Source organism: Saccharothrix australiensis, from assembly GCF_003634935.1.
In the GTDB taxonomy this organism is placed as follows: Bacteria; Actinomycetota; Actinomycetes; order Mycobacteriales; family Pseudonocardiaceae; genus Actinosynnema; species Actinosynnema australiense.
This window is the reverse complement of record NZ_RBXO01000001.1, coordinates 22,248-37,922: the sequence shown is the minus strand read 5'-3', so window position 1 is coordinate 37,922 and position 15,675 is coordinate 22,248. Positions and strand designations below refer to the sequence as shown.

General features: G+C 73.9%; 18 protein-coding genes. 9 read left to right on the top strand and 9 right to left on the bottom strand.

From position 1 onward, the window contains the following. Positions 1 to 75: 75 nt before the first annotated feature. The 6 genes from C8E97_RS00200 to C8E97_RS00175 all read left to right on the top strand — a co-directional run bounded on the left by C8E97_RS00200 (position 76) and on the right by C8E97_RS00175 (position 4,725). Complete coding sequence (locus C8E97_RS00200) at positions 76 to 570, top strand: SigE family RNA polymerase sigma factor (protein WP_121000475.1); 495 nt, start codon at positions 76 to 78, stop codon at positions 568 to 570. After that, positions 567 to 1,340, top strand: coding sequence for a hypothetical protein (locus C8E97_RS00195; RefSeq protein ID WP_121000473.1), 774 nt, complete (start codon positions 567 to 569; stop codon positions 1,338 to 1,340). The genes C8E97_RS00200 and C8E97_RS00195 overlap by 4 nt, the downstream gene beginning before the upstream one ends. A 10-nt stretch (positions 1,341 to 1,350) precedes the next feature. Then, positions 1,351 to 1,779 carry an alternative ribosome rescue aminoacyl-tRNA hydrolase ArfB gene (gene arfB, locus C8E97_RS00190; protein WP_121000471.1) on the top strand — a complete coding sequence of 143 codons (429 nt, stop codon included), beginning with the start codon at positions 1,351 to 1,353 and terminating at the stop codon, positions 1,777 to 1,779. A gap of 107 nt (positions 1,780 to 1,886) precedes the next feature. Next, positions 1,887 to 2,879, top strand: coding sequence for a substrate-binding domain-containing protein (locus C8E97_RS00185; protein WP_121000469.1), 993 nt, complete (start codon positions 1,887 to 1,889; stop codon positions 2,877 to 2,879). Then, on the top strand, positions 2,876 to 3,931 hold the full coding sequence (locus tag C8E97_RS00180) for an ABC transporter permease (RefSeq protein ID WP_170211539.1): 1,056 nt from the start codon (positions 2,876 to 2,878) through the stop codon (positions 3,929 to 3,931). The genes C8E97_RS00185 and C8E97_RS00180 overlap by 4 nt, the downstream gene beginning before the upstream one ends. Next, the gene (locus tag C8E97_RS00175; protein WP_121000467.1) at positions 3,928 to 4,725 is read left to right on the top strand and encodes an ATP-binding cassette domain-containing protein; all 798 of its coding nucleotides are present in this window, start codon (positions 3,928 to 3,930) and stop codon (positions 4,723 to 4,725) included. The genes C8E97_RS00180 and C8E97_RS00175 overlap by 4 nt, the downstream gene beginning before the upstream one ends. A gap of 79 nt (positions 4,726 to 4,804) precedes the next feature. Here C8E97_RS00175 and C8E97_RS00170 read toward each other — a convergent pair whose 3' ends face one another. The 3 genes from C8E97_RS00170 to C8E97_RS00160 form a co-directional block, all read right to left on the bottom strand. Beyond that, a complete protein-coding gene (locus C8E97_RS00170; protein ID WP_121000465.1) occupies positions 4,805 to 5,434 on the bottom strand; it encodes a hypothetical protein in 630 nt (209 codons plus the stop codon). A gap of 17 nt (positions 5,435 to 5,451) precedes the next feature. After that, positions 5,452 to 6,249: a hypothetical protein gene (locus C8E97_RS00165; protein ID WP_121000463.1), complete on the bottom strand. Its 798-nt coding sequence runs from the start codon at positions 6,247 to 6,249 to the stop codon at positions 5,452 to 5,454. Between the two features lie 117 nt (positions 6,250 to 6,366). Continuing rightward, the gene (locus C8E97_RS00160) at positions 6,367 to 7,074 is read right to left on the bottom strand and encodes a Crp/Fnr family transcriptional regulator (protein ID WP_121000461.1); all 708 of its coding nucleotides are present in this window, start codon (positions 7,072 to 7,074) and stop codon (positions 6,367 to 6,369) included. A 323-nt stretch (positions 7,075 to 7,397) separates the two neighbouring features. On the opposite strand from C8E97_RS00160, the gene C8E97_RS00155 reads away from it, so the two are divergent. After that, positions 7,398 to 8,462, top strand: a complete 1,065-nt coding sequence (locus tag C8E97_RS00155) for an NADH:flavin oxidoreductase/NADH oxidase (protein WP_121000459.1) — start codon at positions 7,398 to 7,400, stop codon at positions 8,460 to 8,462. 69 nt (positions 8,463 to 8,531) lie between these two features. On the opposite strand, the gene C8E97_RS00150 is transcribed toward C8E97_RS00155, so the two are convergent. Next, entirely contained in the window at positions 8,532 to 8,717 is a 186-nt protein-coding gene (locus tag C8E97_RS00150) for a DUF3073 domain-containing protein (protein ID WP_121000458.1), read from the bottom strand. Between the two features lie 162 nt (positions 8,718 to 8,879). Here C8E97_RS00150 and C8E97_RS00145 point away from each other — a divergent pair, with 162 nt between their 5' ends. Next, positions 8,880 to 9,761, top strand: coding sequence for a DUF8083 family protein (locus C8E97_RS00145; protein ID WP_121000456.1), 882 nt, complete (start codon positions 8,880 to 8,882; stop codon positions 9,759 to 9,761). Positions 9,762 to 10,120: 359 nt separating this feature from the next. Here C8E97_RS00145 and C8E97_RS00140 read toward each other — a convergent pair whose 3' ends face one another. The 5 genes from C8E97_RS00140 to C8E97_RS00120 all read right to left on the bottom strand — a co-directional run bounded on the left by C8E97_RS00140 (position 10,121) and on the right by C8E97_RS00120 (position 14,708). Continuing rightward, positions 10,121 to 11,377, bottom strand: a complete 1,257-nt coding sequence (locus C8E97_RS00140) for an MFS transporter (RefSeq protein WP_246018575.1) — start codon at positions 11,375 to 11,377, stop codon at positions 10,121 to 10,123. 278 nt (positions 11,378 to 11,655) lie between these two features. Continuing rightward, positions 11,656 to 12,237: an RsiG family protein gene (locus C8E97_RS00135; protein WP_121000454.1), complete on the bottom strand. Its 582-nt coding sequence runs from the start codon at positions 12,235 to 12,237 to the stop codon at positions 11,656 to 11,658. Positions 12,238 to 12,297: 60 nt separating this feature from the next. Further along, entirely contained in the window at positions 12,298 to 13,146 is an 849-nt protein-coding gene (locus C8E97_RS00130; protein ID WP_121000452.1) for a beta-keto acid cleavage family enzyme, read from the bottom strand. Between the two features lie 39 nt (positions 13,147 to 13,185). Then, positions 13,186 to 14,277, bottom strand: a complete 1,092-nt coding sequence (ygfZ, locus tag C8E97_RS00125) for a CAF17-like 4Fe-4S cluster assembly/insertion protein YgfZ (RefSeq protein ID WP_121000450.1) — start codon at positions 14,275 to 14,277, stop codon at positions 13,186 to 13,188. Beyond that, on the bottom strand, positions 14,274 to 14,708 hold the full coding sequence (locus C8E97_RS00120) for a Fur family transcriptional regulator (protein ID WP_246018574.1): 435 nt from the start codon (positions 14,706 to 14,708) through the stop codon (positions 14,274 to 14,276). Before C8E97_RS00120 ends, ygfZ begins: the two co-directional genes overlap by 4 nt. A 34-nt stretch (positions 14,709 to 14,742) precedes the next feature. Between C8E97_RS00120 and C8E97_RS00115 the strand changes: the two genes are divergently transcribed. Beyond that, entirely contained in the window at positions 14,743 to 15,585 is an 843-nt protein-coding gene (locus C8E97_RS00115; protein WP_121000446.1) for an aminodeoxychorismate lyase, read from the top strand. Positions 15,586 to 15,675: the final 90 nt, after the last annotated feature.

Genomic DNA, 15,675 nt, shown 5'->3' with positions numbered 1-15,675 from the left:
CGGGTGTTCCGCGCCGCCGGAGGCAACCTCCCGCACCGGCCGTTCCGTATGGAGCGGTGACCGAGGGAGGGCGGAGTGGAGCGCGACAGCGACTTCGCGGAGTTCGTGGACGCCCGCGCGCCGGCCTTGCGGCGGACCGCGTACCTGCTGTGCGGTGACTGGCACCGCGCCGAGGACCTGGTGCAGACCGCCCTGACCAGGCTTTACGTCGCGTGGCCCCGCCTGGGTCGGGACGGTCCGCTCGACGCCTACGCCCGCAAGGTCCTGGTCCGCACGGCGATCGACGAGTCGCGCCGCGGGTTCCGCCGCCGGGAGACGGTCGTGGCGTCGCTGCCCGAGACGCCGGTGCCCGGCGCGGACCCCGCCGACTTCGACGTCCGGGACGCGCTGGCCGCCCTCCCGGCCGGCCAGCGGGCCGTCGTCGTGCTCCGGTACTGGGAGGACCTCAGCGTCGCGGACACCGCCCGCCTCCTCGGTCGGTCCGAGGGAACCGTGAAGAGCCAGGCGGCGAAGGGCCTCGCCACGCTCCGCCGACTGCTCGGGCACCACGTGGTCGAGGAGCGGGCGTGACCGACATCAAGCACGTGCTGGCGACCGCGCTCGCGGACGAACCGCCGTCGCGGCTGGACGCGGCGGCGATCGTGCGGGCCGGCCGCCGCCGGGTGGCCCTGCGGCGCTCCGCGACGGCCGCCGCCGTCCTCGTCGCGGTCGCGGCGGCATCCCTGCCCCTGGCGCTCGGCGCTCGCGGGCCGGGCGTCGACGCGGGCACGCCGCCGCCGTCCGACATCGTGACCACCGCGCCCTCGACCTCGTCCGCCCCGCCGCCCTCGGCGCGCCGGCCGCCGACCGGTCCGCCCGACGTCACGCTGCCACCGCCCGCCAAACCGCTGTCCGAGCGGCGCGCCGCCGAGCTGACCGCGGTGCTGGCCCACTCCGGCGCGCTGCCGCCCGTGCCGGCCAAGGGCGGGCGGGGTGCGACGGACCTCCCGTGGGAGTTCTTCATCGGCTGGAACGAGTACCGCGCCGCGGCCGAGCTGACGGGTGACCGGAAGGGGACGGTGCTGATCCGGATGAGCGACCGCCGGCTCACCTGCGTCCCGGTGAACCCGTCCTACTCGACCTGCGAGTGGCGGATCGTCGGCGGTGTCCGGGTCGCGGTCCAGACCTTCCACTACGAGCAGTCGCGCTCGATCGTCGTCACCGGGGCGACCGCGGACGGCGGCACCGTCTCGGTGACGGCGGTGAACGAGGACGGGCACGGCCGCCGGACCGGCGCGGACACCCCGCTGACCGTCGAAGAGGCCGCAAAGATCGCGACCGCACCGGGGTTGACGTTCTAACCTGGTCACCGTGGCGGAGGATCTGGTCGTGACGCGGACGCTGGTGGTGCCGGCGGCCGAGCTGGGCGAGCGGTTCTCGCGGTCCTCCGGTCCCGGCGGGCAGGGCGTGAACACGGCGGACAGCCGCGTCGAGCTGTCGTTCGACCTGGCCGCCTCGCCGTCGGTGCCCGCGTGGCTGCGGTCGCGGATGCTCGCGCGGTTGGAGAAGCGCCTGGTCGACGGGGTGCTGACGGTCGCGGCGAGCGAGCACCGGGCCCAGTTGCAGAACCGCGCGGCGGCCCGCGAGCGGATGGCGCGGCTCCTGCGGGACGCCGCCGCGGCTCCGCCCCCGGTGCGCCGCCCGACCAAGCCGACCAAGGGCTCGAAGGAACGCCGGATCGCGGAGAAGAAGCGCCGCGCGCAGACCAAGCAGGGCAGGCGCGGCGGCGGCTGGGACTAGCGACCGCCCGCCGGCCGCGCGGGACCGTCGCCCGAGGTCCGGGCGCGACGGACGCCCAGCCCGAGCCGGTCGACCGGAGAGCCCACCGTCCCCGCGGAGGAGAGCAGATGACGTCCCTGCGCACCCGGCTACCGCGCGTGAGCCTGGCGCTCGCCTCGCTCGCCGTCCTGGCCGCCTGCACCGGGCCCAGCGCGGCCGGCCCGCCGCCGACCGCCGGCACGGGCGGCGCGCGGCCCGGCGGTGACCTGCGCGTCGCGGTGATCTCCCACGGCACCGCCGGCGACGCGTTCTGGAACGTGGTGAAGAACGGCGCGACGGACGCGGGCAGGCAGCTCGGCGTCGCCGTGGACTACCACTCCGACGGCGACCCCGGACGCCAGGCCACGCTGATCGACAACGCCGTGGCGCAGGAGGTCGGCGGCCTCGTCGTGTCGATGGCCAACCCGGACGCGCTGAAGACGTCGATCGGGAGGGCGGTGTCGGCGGGCATCCCGGTGGTCACCGTCAACTCCGGCGGCGACCGGAGCGCGTCGTTCGGCGCGATCGGGCACGTCGGCCAGGACGAGGGCATCGCCGGCGAGCAGGCGGGCCGCCGGCTCCGGGACGCCGGCAAGGCGAAGCTGCTGTGCGTGATCCACGAGGCGGGCAACATCGGCCTCGCCCAGCGGTGCGCCGGCGCGCGGGCCGGGTTCGGCGGCGCGGTCACCGACCTCCAGGTCGACCTCAACAGCCCGACCGACGTGGCGTCCCGCATCGGCGGGGCGTTGCGGGCCGACCCGGAGGTGGACGCCGTGCTCGCGCTCAACCCGCAGGTCGCGGCCAGTTCGGTGCGCGCGGTCCGGGGCGCGTCGGCCGCGGCGGTGGTCGCCACCTTCGACCTCGACGCCGACGTGACGGACGCGATCAAGGCGGGCGACGTGCTGTTCGCCGTCGACCAGCAGCAGTACGAGCAGGGCTACCTGCCGATCGTGCTGCTCAAGCTGTACCGCGACAACGCCAATACCGTGGGCGGCGGGAGACCGGTGCTCACCGGTCCCGGATTCGTGGACCGGTCCAACGTGGACGTGGTCGCCGAGCACGCCGAGCGCGGCACCCGGTGACCGCGCGGACGACGGCGCCCGGCACGCGGGCGCCGGACGAGCGGACCGCGTCGGCCGGGCCGCTGGACCGGCTCGTCCGGCGGCCCGAGGTCGGCGCGCTGCTGGGCGCGCTGCTGGTGTTCGCGTTCTTCTCCGCGGTGACCGAGCGGTTCCTGAGCCCCGGCGGCGTGGCGACCTGGCTGGACGACGCCTCCACGCTCGGCATCGTGGCGGTGGCGGTGGCGCTGCTCATGGTCGGCGGCGAGTTCGACCTGTCGGCCGGCGTCCTGACGGCGTCCACCGCGCTGGTCACCGCCATCCTGTCGACGCGCCTGGGCTGGCACGTGTGGCTCGCGCTCGCCGCCTCGCTGGTGTTCGCGCTGGCGGTCGGCGCGCTGAACGGCTGGCTGGTGGTGCGGACCGGCCTGCCGAGCTTCATCGTCACGCTCGGCACGTTCCTCGCGCTCCAGGGCCTGAACCTGGGTGTCACCCGGTTGGTCACCGGCACCGTGCAGGTCTCCGGGATGCGGTCGGCGGCGGGCTACGAGTCGGCGGGGTTCGTGTTCGCGTCGACGTTCCCCGTCGGCGGCACGGCGTTCCCGGTGTCGGTCCTGTGGTGGGTGGCGGTCACGGTGGTCGCCGCGGTGGTCCTGGCGCACACCCGGTTCGGCAACCGGGTCTTCGCGGTCGGCGGCGCGGCGGCGGCGGCCCGCGCGGTCGGCGTGCCCGTGCGGCGCACGAAGGTCCTGCTGTTCACCACGACCGCGGGCGCGGCGTGGCTGGTCGGGACGATCGGCATCCTGCGGTTCACCAGCGTGCAGGCCAACCAGGGCGTCGGGCTGGAGTTCCAGTACATCGTCGCGGCGGTGATCGGCGGCTGCCTGCTCACCGGCGGGTTCGGTTCGGCGGTGGGCGCGGCGCTCGGCGCGCTGATCTTCGGCATGGCGCGGCAGGGCATCGTCTACGCCAACTGGGACAGCGACTGGTTCCAGCTGTTCCTCGGCGTGCTGCTGCTGGCGGCCGTGCTGGTCAACAACGCCCTGCGGCGGCGGGCGGAGAGGACGCGGCGATGACACCGCCCGAGCACCGCCCGTTGCTGGAGGTCCGGGGCGTCGGCAAGACCTACGGGAGCGTCGTCGCGCTGCGGGACGTGTCCACCGTGGTCCACGCCGGCGAGGTCACGTGCGTGCTGGGCGACAACGGCGCGGGCAAGTCGACGCTGATCAAGGTCTTGTCCGGCGTGCACCGGCACGACCGCGGCGCGCTGCTGGTGGAGGGCGAGGAGACCCGGTTCTCCTCGCCGCGCGAGGCGCTGGACCGCGGCATCGCGACCGTCCACCAGGACCTGGCCCTCGTGCCGCTGCTGAGCGTGTGGCGCAACTTCGTCCTCGGCTCGGAGCCGACGGCGCGGTTCGGGCCGCTGCGGTTCCTCGACCGGCGCGCGGCCCGCGAGGTCACCCGGACCGCGCTGGCCGACCTGGGCATCGACGTCCGGGACGTGGAGCAGCCGGTGGGCACGCTGTCCGGTGGCGAGCGGCAGTGCGTGGCGATCGCGCGGGCCGTCCACCTCGGGGCGAAGGTGCTGGTGCTGGACGAGCCGACCGCCGCGCTGGGCGTGAAGCAGGCCGGGCTGGTGCTCAGGCACGTGGCGCGGGCCCGCGACCGGGGCCTGGGCGTCGTGCTGATCACCCACAACCCGCACCACGCGTACCCGGTGGGGGACCGGTTCCTGCTGCTCAGGCGCGGGCGGGTGCTGGGCGCGCACGAGAAGTCGGAGATCGGCCCCGACGAGCTGGCCAGGCAGATGGCGGGCGGTTCCGACGAGCTGGACGAGCTGGCGCACGAGCTGCGGGGCGGCGACGGGTGACCGGCGGGTCCGCTGGTCGGCCCGCTGATCGGCTGAGCGGGGCGGGGTGAGCGGACCGGGTGAGCGGGGCGGGCCGCGATCACCGCGCGGCAGTGCCCCGACCCCGGCCGACCTGGTCCAGGCGAACCCGAGCCCTGCCGACCTGCTCCCGCCCGACCTGCTCCCGGCCGGTCCCGCCTCGCCCGGCCTGGTCCCAGCCGACCCCGCCCCTGCCGGCCTGGTCCCTGCCTGCCTGGTCCCAGCCGGCCTGACCTCGACCGGCTTGACCTCGACCGGCCTGACCTCGACCGGCCTGACCTCGACCGGCCTGGTTCCGACCGGCCTGCTCCCGACCGGTCTGGTGCACCGCGTACGCCGCGGCGTGCGGCACGGCTTCGCCCTCGCCCGTCACCCGGGGCAGGCGCGGGCTCACCGCGTTCAGCACCTCGCGCAGCGACGTGGCCGCCTCCGGCTGCTGCCACAGCATCGTGTGGATCGAGCCGCGCCACTCCGTCGTGAACTCGGCCCGCGCCTGCTCCAGCCGCACCCCGGGCGCGGTCACGACCCGCCTGCGCGCCTCGTCCAACCGCGCGCTGACCACGTCGACCAGCGTCGGCGCGAGCACCGCCACCACCCGTGCGCGCAGGTCGGGCCACTGATCGGTGTCCGCCGACTTGGCCAACGCGCTCGCGACGACGCCGGCCAGCAGCCGGAGCGGTTCCTCACGCACCTGCGGTCCTCCCCGGCTCAATCGGCTCTACCGCCCTCGCGGTAGGTGGGGCCGAAGTGCGAGCCGCGCTGGTCGTTGCGGTCGAAGTACTGCATGACGTCGGCGCGCTGCCAGGTCGGCACGTGCGCGTCGCGGCCGGCCTGGACCACCGTCGACCCGCCGCTCGCGACGGCGTGCTGGTCGACGGTCGGCGTCGCGTGCCCGGCCGGCGGGCCGTCGAGGCGCAACGCGTGCACGTCGCCGTCGGGTATCCACATCCAGCCGTGGCCGCGGAAGGTCTTCTCCACCACTTCGACCCGGCGGAAGTCGGCGGGGCTCAGCGTGGTGTGCCCGGCCAGCACCAACGTGGAATAGACGATCTCGGACAGCACCACGACGAGATCGGCGTCCGGGAATTGCTCCAGCGCGAGGTGCGCCGGTTCGCTGTTCAGCAGACGTGAGACGAGCACGGAATCCTGGCCGGGGAATCCGTTCGCGCCGTCGACCACCGCGCCGTGGTGGATCGCGAGGCGCATCCGGGCGCGTGCCTCGGGCACCCGGTAGCGGTTCGACGCGGACAGTTCCGCGTTGAGCGCGCGGACGTAGCGGTCGACGACGACGTGCTCGGGCGCGTCCGGCGGCAGCACCGCCCACTCCTCGTCGCCCTTGGCCTGGCGGTGCCACGTCGACCGGTCGAGGCCGGCCTCCTCACCCGCCCGGTCGAGGCTGCGGACCAGCAGTTCCTGCAGGTCACGCTGCAACCGGTCGTCAGCCGCGCCGTAGCGCCGCAGGTCGCAGCAGACCAGCAGGCTGCGTCGGAAGGTGGCAGGACTCATGGGCTCGGCCTTTCGACGTGGTGCGGGCGCGCCACCGCGCGTGGGGTCGCCCGGAGCGCGGAGCCGCGGCGAGGTGCCGCGCCGGGGGTCGGGAACCGCAGAACTGCGGACAGTTCTTCAGATGCCCGCGAATTTTCGCAGGTTTTCCAGGTCGGGCACCAGTACATCACGTCGGAGGTGGCTGACGACCACCCCTGCTTTGCGCAGATCGCTGAACGCCTTCTCCGCCGTTCTGGGCTTCATCCCGGCGATGGAGGCGAGTTCGACCTTGGTCAGCGGAATTCCGAGCGTCCAGCCCGCGGCCTCCTCCCGGCCGTAGGTCTGCACCAATTCCGCGAGCACCCTGGCCACCCGTTCGGCGGCGGGGTGGGACAGGAAATCGCGGCGGCGCTGGTTGGCCCAGCGCAGCCGGTCGTTGATCATCCCGATCAGTTCCACGAACACGTCGTTGCGCCGGTGCAGGAAGGTCATCAGCTCGCCGCTGGTGATCAACTTGGCGACGACGTCACCGCACGTCACGACGGTGGCCGAGCGGGGCTTCTGGTCGAGCGCCGCCATCTCGCCCACCAGGTCGCCCGCGACCCGGATGGCGAGCAGCGCGGTGTCGCCCGTCTCGTCGGTGGTCTGCACCTTCACCACGCCGTCGAGCAGCAGGAGGACGTGAGTGTCCTTCGCGTCCTGCTCGATGACCTCCCGGTCGGCCGTGTAGCGCACGACCGTCCCGATGTTCAGCAGTTCTTGTCGGGTGTTGTCGCGGAGGCGACCCAGCAGGCTGTTGCTGGGCCACCCTGGCTCCGTTGTCATCATGGTCGGCATGGGCAGCATGTGGTTCCTGTTACTGTCGTGACCGGCGGGAACTCAATTCGAACCGACCTGCGTCGGGCGGCAAGTGATGGTCTCCCCGAACGTGGTGCGGACAGTACACCCGAATGGGCGTAACTGACCCTGTCTTGGCGGGCGTTTTGCGTACCGACCTCCTATTCAAGATCACGTGCTAATGCACGCGCAATACCGAATCGAATGGAATTGCGCTGCTCCCGAGCGGTGGGACCGCCGTCACGCGGGGAACAGCTGTCCGATCCGGGACCTTGGACCTGTTGGCGGGCCCGAAGGACCCGTCGTCGCACGGACCACCCGAGGAGACGCTTGTGAGTGCGCTGTTCAGCCCGTTGACCCTCCGCTCGGTCACGCTCCCGAACCGGATCACGGTCAGCCCGATGTGCCAGTACTCCGCTCGTGACGGCTTCCCCGACGACTGGCACCTCGTCCACCTGGGTTCGCGCGCGGTGGGGGGCGCCGGCCTGGTGCTGTCGGAGGCGACCGCGGTGCAGGCGGTCGGGCGGATCTCGCCCGACGACACCGGGCTGTGGGACGACGCCCACGTCGAGGCGTGGCGGCCGATCACCGCCTTCATCCGGGCCAACGGTTCCGTGCCCGGTGTGCAATTGGGCCACGCCGGCCGCAAGGCGTCCACGTACGCGCCGTTCGAGTCGCGGCACGGCGGCGTGCCCGACGAGGAGGGCGGCTGGACCCCGGTCGCGCCGAGCGCCGTGCCGTTCAGCGGGACGTACCGGACGCCGGTCGAGCTGGACGAGGCGGGCATCGCGGGTGTCGTGGCGGACTTCGCCGCCGCGGCGCGCAGGGCCGTCGCCGCCGGCTTCGAGGTCGTCGAGGTGCACGCCGCCCACGGCTACCTGGTGCACGAGTTCCTGTCGCCGCTGAGCAACCGGCGGACCGACGGGTACGGCGGCTCGCTGGAGAACCGGACCAGGCTCGCGCGGGAGGTGACGGCCGCGGTCCGCGAGGCGGTCGGCGAGGACGTGCCGGTGCTGGTGCGCGTGTCCGCCACCGACTGGGTCGAGGGCGGCTGGACCGACGAGGACGCCGTCGTGCTGGCGCGCGACCTCGCCGCACTGGGCGCGGACCTGATCGACGTGTCGACCGGGGGCAACGTGCCCAAGGCGGAGATCCCGGTCGGCCCCGGCTACCAGGTGCCGTTCGCGGAGACCGTGCGCCGGAAGGCCGACGTGCCCGTCGGGGCGGTCGGCCTGATCACCGAGGCCCGGCAGGCGGAGCGCATCGTCGCCGACGGCTCGGCCGACCTGGTCCTGCTCGCGCGGGAGCTGCTGCGCGACCCGTACTGGCCTCGGCGCGCGGCCAAGGAGCTGGGGGCGCAGATCGCTCCGCCGCGGCAGTACGCCAGGGCGTTCTAGGCGCCGCGTCAAAGGTCGGGCTGCCGGTGCGGAACCGGCAGCCCAACCTCTTCAGCGGATCTCGGTGTGTCAGCGACGGTAGTCGTCGTACTCGTCGTCCGACGGGTCGTCGTAGCGATCATCGCTACTACGACGGCCACCGTCGGAATCGCCGGACAGCTCGCGTTGCAAGGCGTCAAAGTCGGTGTTGTGAGAGCTGTACTTCAGCTCCCTCGCCACCTTCGTCTGCTTGGCCTTCGCTCGGCCGCGCCCCATGGCTCGACCCCCTCGCACAGGGACGGGGGCGGCCGGGGGAACGGCGGCCCCACTCGTCTCGACAACTAGTTCCTGGTAACTACCGTACCGTGTCGAAGGGGTTCCTCGCGACGCGGTAGGCGTGACACGTGCCGCCAATTCTCCGCGTGGGAGGATGCGCGGGTGCCTAGACCGTTCGTCGCCTACCTCAGGGTGTACGAACCGCTGTCGGCTCTTGACCCGCCGTTGGCGGACCAGGTGCGAAAAGCCCTGGAAGCGGGCCCTTTGAGCCGGGCGGACGCCGGGAACCGCGAACGGGAGCTGTGGCTGCGATCACAACTGGCCCGGCCGCGCCGATTGCTGCCGGGTGAACGCGCCGATGGGCGTGTCGCGCCCGACACGCCGCTCGACGTGATGACCATCAGCCCGGCGGAGGTCCCCGGCGACGTGGGCCCCGGACCCCTGGTGTGCCCGCTCGACCTCCGGGCGCGGTCGGCGGCGGCCCTCGTGGGCTTCCTGGCGACCTCCACCGGCCCGCTCCAGGACGAGGCGCTGTCGGTGAGCCCCGAGACGATCCGGGCGCGGGCCTCGGCCGTCATGGCGGAGCTGACGGGCGGCGCGGTCCACGTCATCTCCACCACCTGGACCGTGCCGCTGCCGTGGTTCGCCCTGTTCGACCCGAACGCGCGCCGCATCGTGCCCGCGCCCCGCGACGACCCCGAGCGCCAGGTGTCGTGGCGGGCGTCGATGGCGGACGCCCGGCGGCGCGTGGCGCGGGCGCGGACGGTCGTGTCGCGGTCGCTGGGCGACGAGGGGCCGGCCAAGGTGCTCGCGGACACGGGGCGGTGGCTCGACCACTTCTCGCCCGACTCGGCGGTGGAGCTGGACTACGGCGGGCTCGTGCAGCTGATCGAGGACAGGGACCTGCTGGAGGACTCGTCCGCGCAGGACGTCAACGCGATCGTCGACGCGCTGGAGGCCGGGGACGCGGAGGAGGTCGCCCTCCGCTACGAGCGGCTGCGCGAGTTCTGGGGCGACCTGGCCCGCCGCGAACGCCACGGCTGACCCACCCGGACCGCCGTCCGCCGACCCGAGCCCGAGCCCGAGCCCGAAGTCCGAGTCCGAAGTCCGAAGTCCGAGTCCGCCGAAGGTGTCCCTGCCGGCCCGGCCCCTGCCCACCCAGCGCGGCCCTGCCCACCCAGCGCGGCCCGGCCCACCAGCGCGGCCCGGCCCACCCAGCGCGGCCCGGCCCACCCAGCGCGGCCCGCCGAGTCCGATCCGCCCAGCGCGACCCCCGTCGAGCGCGGCTCCTGCCCGGTGGCGGTGGCGGCCCACGCGCGGACCTCGCCGCGCATCCCGGTAGGCGCGGCGCGGTCGTGTCGAAGGCGCTGCCGGAGCTGTGGTGACGGCGGGCTCGGGTTGGTTCAGTTCGGCTTGTCGGTGGTCGGTTGCCCTGTGGTCGGCTCGGTGCTGGTCGGCTCGGTGCTGGTCGGCTCGGCGGTGGTCGGCTCGGTGCCGGCCGGTTGCCCGGTCAGGTCGCCCCTGGCGGAGGTGGGGCCGAGCAGGAGGCGGGCCGCCGTCGCGCCGGCGGCGGCCAGGAGCAGTGCCGCCGGCCACCCGAGGCTCACCGCCACCCACCCCGCCACGGCCGGGGTGATGGTCGCGCCGAGGTAGCTCGCCGTGTTCTGCATGCCCAGCGCCGTGCCGCTGCTGCCCTCCGGCGCGAGTTCGGCGGCGGCCGTCACGGCCAGGCCGTTCCAGCACAGCGCCAGCGCCGTCGTCGGCACCAGCACCGCCGCCGACAGCCACACCGGAGCCCCATCGAGGACCGCGCACACGGCGAACCCCGCCGCGATGACCACGCTCAGGGCCTTCAGCGGGCCCACCCGGTCGCGCACCCGGTCCGACCACACGCCCACGCCGAGCCTGCCCAGACCGCCCAGCACCTGGGCGGTCGCGAACAGGCCCGCCGCGACGCCCACCGGCACGCCGCGCCGGTGCAGGAGTTCCACCAGCAGCGCGGCGGCGGTGAACTGGGGTACCACCAGCAGCCCGCCGGCCGCGCTGAGGCGGATCAGCCTGCGATCGGACAGGACCACGCCGTGGCGGTGCCGGGTGCGGGGCGCGCCCGGTGGTTCCCGCACCAGGACCGCCACCGCCACCGCCACGAAGGCCGTGACCCCCGCCAGCGCCAGGAACGCCGCCGGCACGCCCGCCGCGACCGCCACCACCGGCAGCACCGCGGCCGTCAGCGCCGCGCCGAGTGGCGTCGCGGTCTGGCGGATGCCCATCGCCAGGCCGCGACGACCCGCCGGGAACCACGTCATCACGGCGCGACCGCTCGCCGCGTTGACGCTCGCCCCGAACAGGCCGACACCCACCAGCGCCAGCCCGGCGACAACCGGGCCGTCCAAGGCCGCCAACGCCAGGCACGACGCCGCACCCACGCCACCGAGCGCCATCACGAGGCGTTCGCCCCGGCGGTCGGCGACAGCGCCCCACGGGACGAGGGCGAGCATCGTGCCCAGGTTGACCGCGCCCAGCAGCAACCCGACCTCGGGCAGCGTCAGGTCGAAGTGCTCGCGCAGGTGCGGGGTGATCGCGGGGAGCCCGAGGAACACCGCCGCGTTCGTGCCCTGCGCCAGCGCGCCCACGGCCAGGACCACCCAGCGGTACCCCATGCCTGCACGCTAGGGCGACAGCTCACGATCCGGGAGGGTCATCCCAGGTCTTGGTACATCGTCCAGGGCTGATCACCTCCTCCACCTCGTCCAGTGCCCCGGCGGTGTTCATTGTCGAACGGGAGTTCGAATGGGGGCAAGATCACGATCGGGTGATCGGCGGGAACGGAAGAACGGCAGGAATGGAAGAACGGCAGGCACGGAAGAACGGCAGGCACGGAAGGACAGCAGGCACGGAAGGGGCGGGAACGGAAGGACGGCGGGAACGGAAGTCGAGATCAGTCCTTCGCCCGACCGGGGTTCGTGGGCCACCCGCGCTCCGCCGCCAGCAGCTCGTCCACCGAAGCCCGGCCGTTCTGGTACCGGTCCGCGATCTCCGCGTTCAACCGGTCCACCACGACCTGCACCTCGCGCCGCCGCCCCGACACGGACGCCTCCTCGTTCACGAACGTCCGCAGCGCCAGGTCCAGCTTGTCGTCCGACAACGCGCTCACGTCTGACAGGTCCACGTCCGACACCAGCGCCTCGACGTGCCGCCGGTGCGCCTCCGCCCGCGACGGCTCCTGCGTCTGGTACCGGCCCAGCCCGGTCGCCGGACCCACCGCGTTCGACGCCAGGATCGTCGCCAGCTGGTCCACCACCGCCGAACCGCCGTCGGTGCGCCGCGCCTGCTCGGCCCGCACGATGTCGATCCGCGCGTGCAGCAGCCGCCGGAGGTACGACAGGTCGGTCTCCTCCTGCGCCGCCTCGTCGCGCAGCGCGCGCACCTCGGCGAGCGACAGCCGCTCGACCCCCTCCGCGTAGTCGGGGGCGAGCACCCGGTCGATTCGGCGGCGCCCGCCAGGACGCACCTCGATCACGTACTCATCCTGAGGTAGTTCCTGCCCACCCGCCAACACAAACCTGCTTCCAAAGTTGTCTCAAACCTGTACCGGACCGCGCACGCCGAGCAGCTCGCGCGCCTCGTCCGGGGACAGCGGCGGCCGTTGGGCGATCTTCGCCAGACCCGCCGCGCGGGCGACCAGCTGCGCGTTGTCGCGCACCGGCTGACCCTTGGCGTAGCTGAGGGTGTCCTCCAGGCCGACCCGCAGGTGACCGCCGGTGCTCAGCGCCGCCAGCAGCACGGGCAGGGACGTCCGGCCGATGCCGGTGGCCGAGAACGACGCGCCGTCCGGCAGCAGGCGCAGCGCCGCGACCAGCGTCTCCGCGTCACCCGGCATGCCGCCCGGCACCCCCATCACCAGGTCGACGTGCACCTTCCCGCCCGCGGGCAGGCCGTGCCGGTCCAGCAGCCTGCGCAGCGAGGCGAGCTGGCCGAGGTCGAAGATCTCGTACTCGGGCGCGATCCCGCGTTCCTGCATCCCCTTGTGCAGGGCGACCACGAACTCCCAGCGGTTCAGGAAGACGTCGTCGCCGAAGTTCACCGTGCCCATCGTGCAGGAGGCCGAGTCGGGCAGCGCGTCCAGCACGCGCAGCCGGTCCGCCTCCGGGTCGGTCACCGCGCCGCCCGTGGACAGCTGGACGACGAGCGACGTCTGCTCCCGCAGCGCCTGCACGGTGTCCCTGAGCCGGCCGAGGTCGAGCGTCGGCCGGGTGTCCTCGCCCCGGATGTGGACGTGGACCATCGCCGCACCGACCTGCTCGCACGCCTGCGCGGTGGCGACCAGCTCGTCGAGGGTGACGGGCAGCTGCGGCACGTCGGCCTTGGCGTGCTCGGCCCCGGTGGGGGCGACGGTGAGCAGCGTGCCGTGGGAACCGGGTCGGGGCATGTCGTGATCCTGGCACAGAACCCGCGCCGCCCGACCCGGCTACCGCCCGAGGTTGCGGGCTGCCTCCCGCCCGAGGCCGGGGGTGTCCGGCGGCACGGAGTCGGGGTCGACGGCCGCCTGCACGACCCGGTCCTCGGCGCCGACCAGCAGTTCGGTCTCCACCGGCACCGACCGCTTGACCAGCGCCAGCGCGATCGGCCCCAGCTCGTGGTGCAGCGCGACCGAGCCGACGCGGCCCACCACGCGGTCGCCGACGAGCACCGGGTCGCCGGTCTCCGGCTGGACCTCGCGCGAGCCGTCCAGGTGCAGCAGCAGCATCCGCCGGGGCGGGCGGCCGACGTTGTGCACCTTCGACACCGTCTCCTGGCCCCGGTAGCAGCCCTTGTCCAGGTGGACGGCCGAACCGATCCAGTTCACCTCGTGCGGGATGGTCCGCTCGTCGGTGTCCACGCCCAGCCGGGGCCGCAGCGCCTCGACGCGCAGCGCCTCGAACGCCCAGCTGCCCGCCGGTCGCGCGCCGCCGTCGGTGAGCCGGCCCCACCACTCGACCAGCGACCCCCGGGGCACCACCAGGTCGGCCGCGTCGTGGCCGGGCCACGGCATCCGCCGGACGAAACCGCCGCCGGGCAGCGCCGCCACGCCCGACCCGTCCGGCACCGGCACCCCCAGCCGGGCGAGCAGCCCGGCGACCTCCGGCCCGACCGCGGACAGGACGGCCAGCTCGGCCGTCGCGTCCCGCGGCTCGACCTTCGACCAGAACACCATCTTGGTCAGGTACGAGAGCAGCGCGGGCGCGGTCGCCGCCTCGGTGTCGAGGTAAACCGCGCCGCCGACGTTCGCCGCCACGGCGTGGTGCTCGACCCGCCCCTGCACGTCCAGGACCAGCGCCTCGGTGCCGCGGTCCTCGCCGAGCGCCTCGAAGTGCTGGCTGGTCAGCGAGTGCAGCCAGGTGAGCCGGTCGTCGCCGGGCACCGCCAGCACGGCCCGGTGGGACCGGTCGAACACCGCGACCGACCGCGCCGCCGACCGTTGTTCCGCGAACGGGTCGCCGAAGTGCCAGGGCACGCCCTGGTCGACGGCGCCCTCGAACGGGGCGACAGCTCCGGGCACGGACAGCAGCGGTGACGTCACGAGTTCTCCTTCAAGCAGTCTCGGCAGGTGCCGGACAGCGCGAGGTGGCTTGCGTCCAGTTCGAACCCGTAGTCGGCCCTCAGTGTTCCGCCGAGGTGCGTCAGCGCCTCGCACGGCGCCTCGTCGATGTGCCCGCACCGGTGGCACACCAGGTGCACGTGCTCGTGCTCGTCCACCGAGTAGGTAGGCGCGCCGTGACCCAGGTGGGTGTGCCGCACCATGCCGAGCCGGTCCAGCAGGTCCAGCGTCCGGTAGATCGTCGTGATGTTCACGGTCGGCGCGGTGACGCGCACCCGGCGGCAGATCTGCTCCGGGGTGGCGTGGCCGAGTTCGCGCACCGCGTCCAGCACGAGCTGGCGCTGGGGCGTCATCCGCATGCCGCGGTCGTGCAGTGTCTTGCGCAGGGCCTTCGGGCCGCTAGCGGTGTCCACGAACCCGATGGTAGGCCGTGAGTAGTCTCACGGTATGCGTGTGCTCGCACTACTGGACGGAACCCTCGCCGATCCCGACGAACCCCTCATCCGGATCGACGACCTGGGCCTCGTGCGCGGCGACGGCGTCTTCGAGACGATCCTCGTCGTCGACGGCCGGCCCAGGGAACTGGAGCCCCACCTGGACCGGCTGGACCGCTCGGCGGCCATGCTGGACCTGCCCGCGCCGGACCGCGCCGCGTTCGGGCGGGCGATCGACCGGGTGCTGGGCGCCTGGACCGGCGGACGGGAGTTCGCCCTCAAGCTCGTCCACACGCGGGGCGTGGAGGGTGGTGACGGCACGCCCACCGGGTTCGCGCTCGGGGTGGAGGTCCCGCCGAAGGCGGTCGCCCAGCGCGCCGACGGCCTCGCGGCGGTGACCCTGGAGCGCGGTGTCGAGCCGGGCCTGGCCGAGCGCGCGCCGTGGCTGCTGCTGGGCGCGAAGACGCTGTCGTACGCGGTCAACATGGCGGCCCTGCGGGAGGCCGAGCGGCGCGGCGCGTCCGAGGTCGTGTTCACGACGTCGGACGGCTCGGTGCTGGAGGGCCCGACGTCGACGCTGATCGCGGTGCGCGGCCGCCGGCTGACCACGCCGCCCGCGACCCTCGGCATCCTGCCCGGCACCACGCAGGCCGCGCTGTTCCGGGCCGCCGAGCGCGCCGGGTGGGCGGTGGAGGTCGCCCCGGTCGCGGTGGACGAGCTGTACGACGCGGACGGCGTGCTGCTGGTGTCCAGCGTCCGCAGGATCACGCGCGTGCACACGTTGGACGGGAAGACGCTGCCCGACTCCAGGGACCTGCACGCGCGGCTCGTCGAGCTGTACGAGTCGGAGTACTGACCCCGCCCACCGGAACTCCGCCCGGTGGACGGGCCGTCCGAGCCCGGTCCCGGATCGGGAGCGGACTCGGACGGCCGACGGGACCGGGCG